Source organism: Streptomyces sp. NPDC018833, from assembly GCF_044390825.1.
In the GTDB taxonomy this organism is placed as follows: Bacteria; Actinomycetota; Actinomycetes; order Streptomycetales; family Streptomycetaceae; genus Streptomyces.
Map to the genome: position 1 here is coordinate 1 of NZ_JBIRZM010000004.1, position 13206 is coordinate 13206.

The window sequence follows — 13206 nt, forward strand, 5'->3', positions numbered from 1 at the left end:
GAGGAATAGTCCCGACCGTTCACAGCGTCCTCGCTGTGTATTGCCTGTCGACCACATGGGCCGGCAGGACTTTCAAAGGAACCTCATCTCCCGAGGGAGACGGGGTATCAACATATCTGGCGTTGATTTTTGGCACGCTGTTGAGTTCTCAAGGAACGGACGCTTCCTTTGTACTCACCCCGGACACTGTCCGACGCTTTCCTCCGGGCGCTTCCCTTCGGTCTTGCGTTTCCGACTCTATCAGATCTTTCCGACCCGATTTCCTCGGTGCTTTCCAGTTCTTCGCTTTCGCGCTTCCCTTTCCAGCGGCTCCGACTTTATCAGAGATTCTGAGTCGGAATTCCCGCCCCGTTCGGGCACCCGTTCGCGCACATGACTGTGCGGGGTTCCCGTTCAGGCGGAGATGTAAACGTACTGGAGCGGGGCGCCCCGATGCAAATCGGGGGCCCCGCTCCGGTGTGACGATGTGTCGGGGCGTCAGACCTCGACGACGACGGGCAGGATCATCGGCCGTCGGCGGTAGGTGTCGGAGACCCACTTGCCCACCGTGCGCCGCACGAGCTGCTGCAGTTGGTGCGGCTCGGCGACGCCGTCGGAAGCAGCCTTGGCGATCGCGTCCTCGATCTTCGGCATGACTGCCGCGAACGTCGAGTCCTCGATGCCTGAACCCCTGGCATGGATGTTGGGCCCGCCGAGGACCTTGCCTGTCGTGCTGTCGACGACGAGGAAGACGGAGATGATGCCTTCTTCACCGAGGATGCGGCGGTCCTTGAGGGCCGGCTCCGTGACATCGCCGACCGAGAGACCGTCCACGTAGACGTAACCGGCCTGGACCTTCCCGACGATCTTGGCCTTGCCGTCGACCAGGTCGACGACCACTCCGTCCTCGGCGATGACGATGTGGTCCTTGGGGACACCGGTAAGGGCGCCCAGCTCGGCGTTGGCACGCAAGTGGCGCCATTCGCCGTGGACGGGCATCAGGTTCTTCGGCTTGCAGATGTTGTAGAAGTACAGCAGCTCGCCGGCCGAGGCGTGGCCCGAGACATGGACCTTGGCGTTGCCCTTGTGGACCACGTTCGCGCCCCAGCGGGTCAGTCCGTTGATCACGCGGTAGACCGCGTTCTCGTTGCCCGGGATGAGCGACGAGGCCAGGATCACCGTGTCGCCCTGGACGATGCGGATCTGGTGATCGCGGTTGGCCATCCGGGACAGTGCGGCCATCGGTTCGCCCTGCGATCCCGTGCAGACGAGGACCACCTCGTGGTCGGGCAGGTCGTCGAGGGTCTTGACGTCCACGACGAGTCCCGCGGGGACCCGGAGGTAGCCCAGGTCGCGGGCGATGCCCATGTTGCGGACCATCGAGCGGCCGACGAAGGCGACCCGGCGGCCGTACTCGTGCGCGGCGTCGAGGATCTGCTGGATGCGGTGGACGTGGCTCGCGAAGCTGGCGACGATGATCCGCTTCTGGGCGTTCGCGAAGACCGTGCGCAGCACGTTCGAGATGTCGCGCTCCGGCGGGACGAAGCCGGGGACCTCGGCGTTCGTCGAGTCCGACAGGAGGAGGTCGATGCCCTCCTCGCTGAGGCGCGCGAAGGCGTGCAGGTCGGTGAGGCGCCGGTCGAGCGGGAGCTGGTCCATCTTGAAGTCGCCGGTGTGCACCGCCATGCCCGCGGGGGTGCGGATGGCGACGGCCAGGGCGTCAGGGATGGAGTGGTTGACGGCGATGAATTCGCAGTCGAAGGGGCCGATGCGCTCTCGGTTGCCCTCGGCGACCTCCAGCGTGTACGGGCGGATGCGGTGCTCCTGCAGCTTGGCCTCGATGAGCGCGAGGGTCAGCTTGGAGCCGATCAGCGGGATGTCCGGCTTCAGGCGGAGCAGATACGGGACACCGCCGATGTGGTCCTCGTGGCCGTGCGTGAGCACGATGCCGTCGACATCGTCGAGGCGGTCCCGGATGGTGGTGAAGTCCGGCAGGATCAGGTCGATCCCGGGCTGCTCCTCCTCGGGGAAGAGGACCCCGCAGTCGACGATGAGCAGCCGGCCGTCGTACTCGAAGACCGTCATGTTGCGGCCGATCTCGCCGAGACCGCCGAGGGGCGTGATGCGTAGTCCGCCCTTGGGCAGCTTCGGGGGCGCGCCGAGTTCAGGATGCGGATGACTCAAAAGACTCTCCTCACCATGTACGCCACGCGCCGCTAGGCACGTGGCGTACATGACATTCATGCCACTTGCTGATGTGTGTTTTCCGGCCGGTCCGATCGGGGTCGCGGCTCACCGATTCCGCGGGTGTGCGACCTCATCGATCACGTCGGCCGGTTCTTCTATTCAGTTGTGAAGTCTGTATTCAGAGCTGTACCCCGCCGGCGGCGAGGTCGATCTTGAGCTGTGCGGTTTCCTCCGGGGAGAGCTCCACGAGCGGCAGGCGCAGCGGCCCGGCGGGCAGTCCCTGGAGGGCCAGTGCCGCCTTGGTGGTGATCACGCCCTGGGTTCGGAACATGCCGGTGAAGACGGGAAGCAGCTTCTGGTGGATCTCGGTCGCCTTCTGGACGTCGCCGCCGCGGTGGGCGTCGAGGAGGGCGCGCAGCTCCGGGGTGACGACGTGGCCGACCACGGAGACGAACCCGATCGCGCCGACGGACAGCAGCGGCAGGTTGAGCATGTCGTCGCCGGAGTACCAGGCGAGGCCGCTGCGGGCGATGGCCCAGCTGGCGCGGCCGAGGTCGCCCTTGGCGTCCTTGTTGGCGACGATCCGGGGGTGCGCGGCGAGGCGGACGATCGTCTCCGTGTCGATCGGGACGCCGCTGCGGCCGGGGATGTCGTAGAGCATGACGGGCAGCTCCGTCGCGTCGGCGATCGCCGAGAAGTGACGGAAGAGGCCCTCCTGAGGGGGCTTGTTGTAGTACGGCGTGACCGCGAGCAGGCCGTGTGCGCCGGCACGCTCGGCGGCGCGGGCGAGCTCGATGCTGTGGTGGGTGTCGTTGGTGCCGATACCGGCGACGACGTGGGCACGGTCTCCGACCGCCTCCAGGACGGCCCGTACGAGCTGGTCTTTCTCCGCGTCGCTGGTGGTGGGCGACTCGCCGGTGGTGCCGTTGACGACCAGGCCGTCGTTGCCTGCGTCCACCAGGTGGGCGGCCAGTCGCTGGGCGCCTGCGATGTCGAGTGCGCCGTCCGCCGTGAAGGGCGTGACCATGGCGGTGAGGACTCGCCCGAAGGGAGTCTGCGGAGTGGAGATCGGAGCCATGGGTAACACGCTACTCGCTGCTCAACGCCCGGGGTCCCTCCGGGGGACGTGACGTACGACGTGGCATGTGGAACCCGGCACTGCCTGCTCGGGGGTTCAAGCAGTGCCGGGTCCGTTTGATCAGCCTAGATGAACTTCACGAAACGCCGCAATACGGACACTTCGCCAGGCTGACCGCACATCTGTGCCCTGCGGCTGCCATCAGGGGGCGACGCGCCCATTGGCGTTGAAGGCCGCGTACGTGAGCGGCATCAGCTTGGCCCAGTGCTGCTCCATCTTCTCGCCGACCATTTCGATCTCACGCTGCGGGAAGGACGGGACCGTCGCGTCCTCGTGCTGGGTACGCAGTCCGAGGAAGTGCATCAGCGAGCGTGCGTTGCACGTGGCGTACATCGAGGAGTAGAGGCCGACCGGGAGGACGGCGCGGGCCACCTCGCGCGCGACACCGGCTTCGAGCATCTCGTGGTACGCCTCGTACGCGTGGAGATACGCGTCCTCCATGACCCGGCCGGTGAGCTCCTGCTGCGCCTGGGTGCCCTCGACGAAGACGTACTTCCCCGGGCGGCCCTCCTGAACGAGCTTGCGCTCCTCGTCCGGGATGTAGAAGACGGGCTCCAGGCGGCGATAGCGGCCCGACTCCTCGTTGTACGACCAGCCGACGCGGTGGCGCATGAACTCGCGGAAGACGAAGATCGGGGCGCTGATGAAGAAGGTCATCGAGTTGTGCTCGAAGGGGCTGCCGTGGCGGTCCCTCATCAGATAGTTGATCAGGCCCTTGGAGCGCTCGGGGTCCTTCGAGAGCTCGTCGAGGGACTGCTCGCCCGCGGTGGAGACCCGGGCGGCCCACAGCACGTCGGAGTCACCGGCGGTGTGCTTCACCAGCTCGACCGTGACATCGCTGCGGAAGCTGGGCTTGACGTTCTCTGCGGGGGTGTCGCTCACCGGCGGGTCCTTCCAGTTGCATCGCTCGGGCGGCGCCCACTCTACGGCGCACCACCGACACCAGCGGAAACGGTGGCGGTGGGGGGCCTTCTTTGGTCAATTCGTGGAATTCGGGCACCGAATGACCGCGTTGCACGTCTGTATGTACAGCAGCTGTGTGAGCAGCAGCTGTGTGAGCAGCAGCTGTACAGACAGTGCAGCACATCACGAGTGTCAAGGAGAGTCCCAGATGTCCCTCCCCCAGCTACCGCTGGGCGGTGCCTCCAGGCGAGAGGCCGTTCCGTTCTCGTTCGTCGCGGAGGCGGACGCCTTCCGCAGTAACGTCACTCCCCCACCCCGGGAGCGGCCGAACAGGTCGCAGCTGCTGGGGCGGGTGATGATCGGGCTGACCATCGTCGGCGGTCTTGTCGGTTCCCTGCTGCTCGGGATGCCCGCCCTGGAATCGGGCCAGGCTCCCACCCACTCCCAGAAGTCCGAGGCGTCGCAGGGGCGATGACCTCCCGGTGCCCGGCCGGCGTGGCGACCACCCCCATGGCCCCCCGGGGGTGGTCGTGCCCCGGGCGCCTCGGTAGCCTCACCGGGCACAGCCCAATCGAGTGTGCTGGTGAGTGAGGATCAGTCGTGCCCCTGCCCTTCCTGACGGCCGACCGTGCTTTTGACACGCAAGCGGACGACGTCGCGCTGCCCTTCGACGACCACGACCGCTGGCGGCGTCCCTACCGTCCGGGTCCGTGGCGGGTCGGTGCCGCGGCACTGCTGCTGTTGTTCGCCTCGTTCGTGCTCATCGCCGGGATGATCACCGCGTTCGCGGGCGCGCTGGCCGGGGCCGCTGGGTGCATGGGCCTCGGCGCCGTCGTGATCGTCGCCGCGATGCGGCTGCTGCGCATGGGCACCTGGGTGAGCCGCCACGGCGTGCGCCGGGTGGCGTTCTTCTCGACCACCACGGTCCCGTGGCACCGCACGACCGCGCTGCGCACCGTGCAGCAGCCGGTGCGCTGGCTCGTGATGCCCCGGACGGTGCAGGGCCAGGCACTGCTCCTCGTACTGCAGGGCGGTGAGCAGCTGCCCCTGCTCACCGACCACGACGGAGACTTCCTGTCGCGGCTCGAGGCGTTCGACCGGGCCACGGACAGCATCGAGGCGTGGGGCGCGGAGTACCGCGCCGGCTGACCGGCGACGGCAGACGGCCCGGGCCGCGCCGCCCCGGGTGAAGCTCCTATAGATCGTCAAGCGGTCTGAAGGAGCGGTTGACGATTGATGCGGGGGCTGGCGAGGTGCTTGTAGACCTCGCGGGCGATGAAGCGTTTGAGGCAGCGCAGGATGTCCTTCTTGGACATGCCTTGAGCGGTTCGTCGGATCACGTAGTCCTTCGTGCGTGCGTCGTAGCGCATGCGGACGAGCGCGATCGTGTGCAGGGCGTTGTTGGCCTGGCGGTCGCCGCCGCGATTGAGGCGGTGGCGGTGCGTGCGGCCCGAACTGGCCGGGATCGGTGCTGCCGCGCACAGGTGTGCGAAGGATGCCTCCGACCTGAGCCGATCGGGGTTGTCGCCGGCAGTGATGAGGAGTTGGGCGGCGGTCTCGGTGCCGACGCCGGGCAGTGCGACCAGATTGGGGGCGGCATGTGCGACCAGGGGCTTGAGCTCGGCGTCGGCGTCGGCGTCGGCGATCTCGTCGGTGAGGTACCGGTAGCGGCGGGCGAGGCGCCGTAGGGCGGTGCGGACCGCGCAGGCCGGGTCGGACGAATCCGCACCCGGGCGGGAGCGGGCCAGGTGCCGGATGGCACGCGCCGGCCGGCCGTCTACATCCTCACAGTCAGTCGGTCACGGGCTTGCCGTCGTGCAGGGCGATCGCCCGCTGCATCGCCTTGCGGGCGCGCGGGGTGTCGCGTGCGTCGTGGTAGGCGACGGCGAGCCGGAACCAGCAGCGCCAGTCGTGAGGCGAGTCCTCCGTCTCGGCGCGGCGCCTGGCGAACACCGCGTCGGCGGAGTCGCGGTCGATACGGCCGCCCGGGGTGCGGACCAGCTCGTCGACCGGCAGGCCGCCCTCGGCGTCCAACTCGGCCGCGAGCCGGTTGGCCCTGCTGACGAACTGGGTGTTCTTCCACAGGAACCACAGGCCGATCACCGGCAGGATCAGCACCGCCACTCCGAAGGTGACGGTGAGCGCGGTGCCGTGCCGTAGCAGCATCAGACCACGGCTGCCGACCAGGACGAAGTAAACGACCAGGACGGCTGCCGTGACGAAGTACGTGATCTTTGCGCGCATGTGAAGTTCCCGGTCAGCCCAGGTCGAGGAAGTTTTCCAGCCCGAAGGTGAGGCCGGGAGCGGACACCACTCGGCGGACGCCGAGCAGGATGCCGGGCATGAAGCTGCTGTGGTGCAGCGAGTCGTGCCGGATGGTCAGCGTCTCGCCCTCGCCGCCGAGCAGGACCTCCTGGTGGGCGAGGAGGCCGCGCAGGCGGACCGCGTGTACCGGCACGCCGCCGACGTCGGCACCGCGGGCGCCGTCGAGGGCGGTGACGGTGGCATCGGGTTGCGGCGCACAGCCGGCCTCGGCGCGAGCGGCGGCGATGAGCTGGGCGGTGCGGGTGGCGGTGCCGGAGGGGGCGTCGGCCTTGTTCGGGTGGTGGAGCTCGATGACCTCGACGGACTCGAAGTACCGCGCCGCCTGCTGGGCGAACTTCATGGTGAGCACCGCACCGATGGAGAAGTTCGGTGCGATGAGCACGCCGGTCTCCGGGGAGGCGGCGAGCGAGGCGTTCAGCTGCGCGAGGCGTTCGTCGGTCCAGCCGGTGGTGCCGACGACCGCGTGCATGCCGTGGCGTACACAGAAGTCGAGGTTGCCCATCACCGATGCCGGCGTGGTCAGCTCGACCACGACCTGCGTGCCGGATTCCACGAGGGCCTCCAGCTTGTCGCCGCGGCCGAGGGCCGCGACCAGCTCCATGTCGTCGGCGGCCTCGACGGCTCGTACGGCCTCGGAGCCGATACGGCCCTTGGCACCGAGAACAGCCACGCGCAGCTTGCTCATTGCACTCTTCCTTCAGGGGGTTACGAGACCGCTTCGTGCAGGCGGTCCGCCTGCTTGTCCTTGAGCGGGCCGATGACCGACAGCGACGGGCGCTGCCCGAGGATGTCAACGGCCACCGCCCGCACCTCGTCGGGTGTGACGGCCGATATCCGGGCGAGCATTTCGTCGACCGACATCTGGGAACCCCAGCACAGCTCGCTCTTGCCGATGCGGTTCATCAGGGCGCCCGTGTCCTCCAGGCCGAGGACCGTGGAGCCGGCGAGCTGCCCGATCGCACGGCCGATCTCCTCGTCGGACAGGCCCTCCTTCGCAACCCGGTCGAGCTCGTCCCGGCAGATCCCCAGGACGTCGTGGACCTGGCTGGGCCGACAGCCCGCGTAGACGCCGAACAGTCCCGTGTCGGCGAAGCCCGAGGTGTACGAGTACACGCTGTAGGCCAGGCCCCGCTTCTCGCGGACCTCCTGGAAGAGGCGGGAGGACATGCCGCCGCCGAGCGCGGTGTTCAGGACGCCGAGGGCCCAGCGCCGGTCGTCGGTGCGGGCGAGGCCCGGCATGCCGAGAACGACGTGCGCCTGCTCGGTCCTGCGGTTCAGGTGCTCGACCCGGCCCGCGGTCCGAAGGACGCGGCTTCCGTCGCGAGGCGGTGTGGGGACCGCGTCCGTACGCGTGAGGGCGCCGGCCTTCTCGAAGGCGCTGCGGACCTGGCGTACGACGGTGGCGTGGTCGACGTTGCCCGCCGCGGCGACGATCAGGTGGGTGGGGTCGTAGTGCTTCTTGTAGAAGCGGCGGATGCGGTCCGCCGTGAGCGCGTTGACGGTGTCGACGGTACCGAGGACCGGCCGGCCCAGCGGGGAGTCCCCGAACATGGTGTGCGCGAACAGATCGTGCACGCAGTCACCCGGGTCGTCCTCCGTCATCGCGATCTCTTCGAGGATCACGCCGCGCTCGGCGTCGACGTCCTCCTGGAGGATCAGCGAGCCCGTGAGCATGTCGCACACGACGTCGATGGCGAGCGGCAGGTCGGTGTCGAGCACCCGCGCGTAGTAGCAGGTGTACTCCTTGGCCGTGAAGGCGTTCATCTCCCCGCCGACCGCGTCGAGCGCGGAGGAGATGTCGAGGGCGGAGCGCCGGCTCGTGCCCTTGAACAGGAGGTGCTCGAGGTAGTGGGTGGCGCCGCCGAGCGACGGCGTCTCGTCACGGGAGCCGACGTTCGCCCAGATCCCGAAGGTCGCGGAACGGACGGACGGCAGCGTCTCGGTGACCACGCGCAGCCCGCCGGGCAGGGTCGTGCGCCGGACGGTGCCGATGCCGTCCTTGCCCTTGAGCAGGGTTTGGGTACGGGCGACGGCCCGCGCCTTCGAGGAGGCACGGGCCGTCGCCGAGGAACCACGGGACGTCACTTGTCGGTGTCGTCCTTGTTCTCATCGCTCTCTTCGCCCTCGACCACGGGGATCAGGGAGAGCTTGCCGCGCGAGTCGATCTCGGCGATCTCGACCTGGACCTTGGAGCCCACGGCGAGGACGTCCTCGACGTTCTCCACGCGCTTGCCACCGGCGAGCTTGCGGATCTGCGAGATGTGCAGCAGGCCGTCCTTGCCCGGGAGCAGGGACACGAACGCACCGAAGGTGGTCGTCTTCACGACGGTGCCCAGGTAGCGCTCGCCGACCTCCGGCATGGTCGGGTTGGCGATGCCGTTGATCGTGGCGCGGGCGGCCTCGGCGGCCGGTCCGTCGGCGGCACCGATGTAGATGGTGCCGTCGTCCTCGATCGTGATCTCGGCGCCGGTGTCCTCCTGGATCTGGTTGATCATCTTGCCCTTGGGGCCGATGACCTCGCCGATCTTGTCCACGGGGATCTTGACGGTGATGATCCGCGGGGCGTTCGGGGACATCTCGTCCGGCGTGTCGATCGCTTCGATCATCACGTCGAGGATGTGGAGGCGGGCGTCGCGGGCCTGCTTGAGGGCCGCGGCCAGGACGGAGGCCGGGATGCCGTCCAGCTTGGTGTCGAGCTGGAGGGCGGTGACGAACTCCTTGGTGCCGGCGACCTTGAAGTCCATGTCACCGAAAGCGTCCTCCGCACCGAGGATGTCGGTGAGGGTGACGTAGTGCGTCTCGCCGTCGATCTCCTGGGAGATCAGCCCCATGGCGATACCGGCGACGGGGGCCTTCAGCGGCACACCGGCGTTCAGCAGCGACATGGTGGAGGCGCAGACCGAGCCCATGGACGTCGACCCGTTGGAGCCGAGGGCCTCGGACACCTGGCGGATCGCGTACGGGAACTCCTCGCGCGTCGGCAGGACCGGCACGAGGGCGCGCTCGGCGAGCGCGCCGTGGCCGATCTCGCGGCGCTTCGGCGAACCGACACGGCCGGTCTCACCGGTGGAGTACGGCGGGAAGTTGTAGTTGTGCATGTAGCGCTTGCGGGTCACCGGGGAAAGGGTGTCCAGCTGCTGCTCCATGCGGAGCATGTTCAGGGTGGTGACGCCCAGGATCTGGGTCTCACCACGCTCGAACAGCGCCGAGCCGTGCACGCGCGGGATGGCCTCGACCTCGGCGGCGAGCGTACGGATGTCCGTGACGCCGCGGCCGTCGATGCGGACCTTGTCCCGGATGACGCGCTCACGCACCAGGGCCTTGGTCAGCGAGCGGTACGCGGCGGAGATCTCCTTCTCGCGGCCTTCGAAGGCCGGGAGCAGCTTCTCGGCGGCGACGGCCTTCACGCGGTCCAGCTCGGTCTCGCGCTCCTGCTTGCCGGCGATGGTGAGCGCCTGGGCCAGCTCGTCCTTGACCGCGTCGGACAGGGCGGCGTAGACGTCGTCCTCGTAGTCGAGGAAGATCGGGAACTCGCCCTCGGGCTTGGCGGCCTTGGCGGCGAGCTCCGACTGTGCCTTGCACAGGACCTTGATGAACGGCTTCGCGGCCTCGAGACCGGCGGCGACGATCTCCTCGGTCGGCGCCTCGGCGCCGCCCTTGACGAGCTGGATGGTGTTCTCGGTGGCCTCGGCCTCGACCATCATGATCGCGACGTCGCCGTCCTCCAGGACGCGGCCGGCGACCACCATGTCGAAGACGGCGTCCTCGAGCTCGGTGTGCGTCGGGAACGCGACCCACTGGCCCTTGATCAGCGCGACACGGGTGCCGCCGATGGGGCCGGAGAAGGGCAGGCCGGCCAGTTGCGTGGAGCAGGAGGCGGCGTTGATCGCGACCACGTCGTAGAGGTGATCGGGGTTGAGCGCCATGATCGTCTCGACGACCTGGATCTCGTTGCGCAGGCCCTTCTTGAAGGACGGACGCAGCGGGCGGTCGATCAGACGGCAGGTGAGGATGGCGTCCTCGGAGGGCCGGCCCTCCCGGCGGAAGAAGGAGCCGGGGATCTTGCCGGCCGAGTACATCCGCTCCTCGACGTCCACCGTGAGAGGGAAGAAGTCGAGCTGGTCCTTGGGCTTCTTGGACGCGGTGGTGGCCGACAGCACCATCGTGTCGTCGTCCAGGTACGCCACGGCGGAGCCGGCGGCCTGCTTGGCCAGGCGGCCCGTCTCGAAGCGGATGGTGCGGGTGCCGAAGGTGCCGTTGTCGATGACGGCCTCGGCGTAGTGGGTCTCGTTCTCCACTAGCGATTTCTCCTACGTGTTCGTCTTTTCGCCCCGGCACCCGTGTGGTGGCGGAACGGTGGCAGAGAAGCACGCCTGGTGTGCGGGCCGGTCTTCGATCGAAGCACCCGGGATGTGTCCGGGGGCCACTACCGAGGACCGGCGGCGAGGAGGCGTCTTCTCGCTCGATGAGTGTTGTGTTGTTGCGACCAGACTAATTGCCGTCCGGTACGTCGCGCACGTACAGCGCGACGACAGCCGGCGTACAGCAAAGGGAGCGGCCCCCTTCACGGGGAAACCGCTCCCTTCACGGCGTCTTACTTGGCGCCGGCCGCACCGCGGCGGATGCCGAGCCGGTCGACCAGCGCACGGAAGCGCTGGATGTCCTTCTTGGCCAGGTACTGCAGCAGACGGCGGCGCTGGCCGACGAGGATGAGCAGACCACGACGGGAGTGGTGGTCGTGCTTGTGCGTCTTGAGGTGCTCGGTCAGGTCCGAGATACGGCGGGAGAGCATCGCGACCTGAACCTCGGGGGAACCGGTGTCGCCCTCCTTGGTGCCGAACTCGGCGATGATCTGCTTCTTCGTAGCGGCGTCGAGAGACACTCGGTACTCCTCTAGGTGTTCGATGCGCCCACGAGTGCCCCTGGTCTTGGTCTCAGGGGAGCTTCCGTGACTCGGAGGCGAAGGTCCGATGAGCGCTGGTCCAGAGCTTTGAGGGCTCCGGGGATCGCGTACACAAACGGCCGTCACACAGAGTACCAGGCCGTTCAGGACGTCAGTGCCCGGATGGAGTGGTAGACGTCGAAGACGGCCAGACACAGCGGGATGAGCGTCAGCAGCACGAAGGTCTCGGCGACCTCCAGGAAGCGGCCCCAGAACGGAGTGACGCCCTTGCGCGGCACGATCAGGCCGATGGCAGTGATCAGCGCGGCGACGCCGGCGATCGCGGCGGCGAGCCAGATCGTACGGATGTCCAGCGCCGTGCCCTCACCCCTGAGCGCGTCACGGAAGAGGTCCGTGGGCGGGTTCAGGGACAGCCCGAGCCCGAGCAGCACGAGAGCGCCGAGACCGGCCGCGAGCGCGCAGCCGACCTGCGCGGTGTAACGGAAGAGGTGGGCCCGCATCAGCATGGCGACGCCCGTGGCGAGTGCCAGCAGCTGCCCCCACACGTTGTCCGAGAAGCCGAGCACGGCAGCGGCGCCGACGGCGACCAGCGCGCAGCCGCCGACGAGGCCGACGAGCAGTTCGTGGCCCCGGCGGACCTGGGCGGCGATGCGAACGGCGTCGACCGGCCCCTGGGGCTCAGGGTCGGCGCCGTAGCCCCCGACGCCGGTCCTCGGCGGCTCGAAGCCGATCGGAAGCCGGGCGAACCGGGTGGAGAGTCCCGGCAGGAAGGCGAGCGCACCGACGGCGAGCGGCGCGCAGACGGCGGCGGTCTCGGCGGGCTCCAGCTTGGTCAGGATGGCGACGAAGGTCACGAGGATGCCGACGGTCGCGGCGAAGACGAACGCGACGAACGGGCCGTCGCCGCCGGGGGCCACGATCGTGAGGATCACCGAACACACGAGGACGGCGGCACAGGCGAGCAGGAACTGAAGCTTGCCCACGCCTTCCCCCTGCGCGAGGGGCAGCAGTCCGGAACCGGCGACTGCGGCGTTCGCCATTGCACCGATGCCGAGGGCCACTGCCGAGCCGCGGTCGTCGTACACCCGGGCGCGGACGCCCGCGAGCGCCATGAGCAGCACGCCGGTGACACCGGCCAGGATGCCGGGCAGGCTGTGCATGTCGTGTCCGGGCTTGGCCGTCCACAGGGCGAAGGCGAGCAGGACGAGCAGGACCGAGCCCCCGAAAAGCCCGGAGCCGCGCATCAGGTCGTCGCTCCACAGGGTGCGGTCGCGGGCGACGGCGGACGCCACCGCGTCCGATACGTCGTCGAAGACCGCCGGCGGCAGCGACTCCGCGAAGGGCCGCAGCGACAACAGCTCACCGTCGAGAATGCGTTGGGCGGCGAGGGAACGGCCGCCGTCGAGCACCGTGCCGTCGCGGCGCACCAAGTGGTATCCGACCGGGGCGCCCTGTGCCGGGCTCTGGCCCGACAGGCGGAGCACCTCCGGGTAGAGGTCGGCGACGGCGATGTCCTCGGGCAGGGCGACGTCGACGCGACCGTCCGGTGCCACGACCGTGACCCGGCAGAAGCCGGTGCCGCCGCTGGACACGGTCGTGGGAGCGGACTGCCCGGCTCCGGTGGCCGTGGCTGGGGCCGTCATACTCACCTGCTGCTTCCCCTCGTGGTGATCCTGGCTAGCAAGCCTGACATTGCGCTCCGAATGACCCTTTTTTTGCGGTAGTTCATGGGCGCGCAAACATGTCGCGCCACCCTACCGCCCACCCGTGA

The 13206-nt window shown here is 68.6% G+C and carries 12 protein-coding genes and 1 pseudogene; 2 read left to right on the top strand and 11 right to left on the bottom strand.

Features of this window, described 5'->3' with window-relative positions; all coding sequences use genetic code 11:
* Positions 1 to 477: 477 nt before the first annotated feature.
* The 3 genes from ACH5AF_RS09790 to thyX form a co-directional block, all read right to left on the bottom strand.
* Positions 478 to 2163, bottom strand: a complete 1686-nt coding sequence (locus ACH5AF_RS09790) for a ribonuclease J (protein ID WP_398901029.1) — start codon at positions 2161 to 2163, stop codon at positions 478 to 480.
* A gap of 181 nt (positions 2164 to 2344) precedes the next feature.
* Positions 2345 to 3244: a 4-hydroxy-tetrahydrodipicolinate synthase gene (dapA, locus tag ACH5AF_RS09795; protein WP_398901030.1), complete on the bottom strand. Its 900-nt coding sequence runs from the start codon at positions 3242 to 3244 to the stop codon at positions 2345 to 2347.
* Positions 3245 to 3445: 201 nt separating this feature from the next.
* Positions 3446 to 4186, bottom strand: coding sequence for an FAD-dependent thymidylate synthase (thyX, locus tag ACH5AF_RS09800; protein ID WP_398901031.1), 741 nt, complete (start codon positions 4184 to 4186; stop codon positions 3446 to 3448).
* 229 nt (positions 4187 to 4415) lie between these two features.
* Here thyX and ACH5AF_RS09805 point away from each other — a divergent pair, with 229 nt between their 5' ends.
* A complete protein-coding gene (locus ACH5AF_RS09805; protein ID WP_398901032.1) occupies positions 4416 to 4682 on the top strand; it encodes a hypothetical protein in 267 nt (88 codons plus the stop codon).
* 125 nt (positions 4683 to 4807) lie between these two features.
* On the top strand, positions 4808 to 5356 hold the full coding sequence (locus ACH5AF_RS09810; protein WP_398901034.1) for a hypothetical protein: 549 nt from the start codon (positions 4808 to 4810) through the stop codon (positions 5354 to 5356).
* A gap of 56 nt (positions 5357 to 5412) precedes the next feature.
* On the opposite strand, the gene ACH5AF_RS09815 is transcribed toward ACH5AF_RS09810, so the two are convergent.
* The 8 genes and pseudogenes from ACH5AF_RS09815 to eccD all read right to left on the bottom strand — a co-directional run bounded on the left by ACH5AF_RS09815 (position 5413) and on the right by eccD (position 13078).
* Entirely contained in the window at positions 5413 to 5577 is a 165-nt protein-coding gene (locus ACH5AF_RS09815; RefSeq protein ID WP_398901036.1) for a hypothetical protein, read from the bottom strand.
* A gap of 30 nt (positions 5578 to 5607) precedes the next feature.
* A pseudogene (locus ACH5AF_RS09820) lies at positions 5608 to 5964 on the bottom strand (transposase); the annotation flags it as partial.
* 34 nt (positions 5965 to 5998) lie between these two features.
* Positions 5999 to 6451, bottom strand: a complete 453-nt coding sequence (locus ACH5AF_RS09825) for a tetratricopeptide repeat protein (RefSeq protein ID WP_215187277.1) — start codon at positions 6449 to 6451, stop codon at positions 5999 to 6001.
* A gap of 13 nt (positions 6452 to 6464) precedes the next feature.
* Entirely contained in the window at positions 6465 to 7217 is a 753-nt protein-coding gene (gene dapB, locus ACH5AF_RS09830; protein ID WP_398901037.1) for a 4-hydroxy-tetrahydrodipicolinate reductase, read from the bottom strand.
* 20 nt (positions 7218 to 7237) lie between these two features.
* A complete protein-coding gene (locus ACH5AF_RS09835; RefSeq protein ID WP_398901038.1) occupies positions 7238 to 8617 on the bottom strand; it encodes a M16 family metallopeptidase in 1380 nt (459 codons plus the stop codon).
* Complete coding sequence (locus tag ACH5AF_RS09840; RefSeq protein ID WP_398901039.1) at positions 8614 to 10830, bottom strand: polyribonucleotide nucleotidyltransferase; 2217 nt, start codon at positions 10828 to 10830, stop codon at positions 8614 to 8616. The genes ACH5AF_RS09835 and ACH5AF_RS09840 overlap by 4 nt, the downstream gene beginning before the upstream one ends.
* A 296-nt stretch (positions 10831 to 11126) precedes the next feature.
* The gene (gene rpsO, locus ACH5AF_RS09845) at positions 11127 to 11414 is read right to left on the bottom strand and encodes a 30S ribosomal protein S15 (RefSeq protein ID WP_073949078.1); all 288 of its coding nucleotides are present in this window, start codon (positions 11412 to 11414) and stop codon (positions 11127 to 11129) included.
* 164 nt (positions 11415 to 11578) lie between these two features.
* Entirely contained in the window at positions 11579 to 13078 is a 1500-nt protein-coding gene (gene eccD, locus ACH5AF_RS09850) for a type VII secretion integral membrane protein EccD (protein WP_398901040.1), read from the bottom strand.
* Positions 13079 to 13206 lie beyond the last annotated feature (128 nt).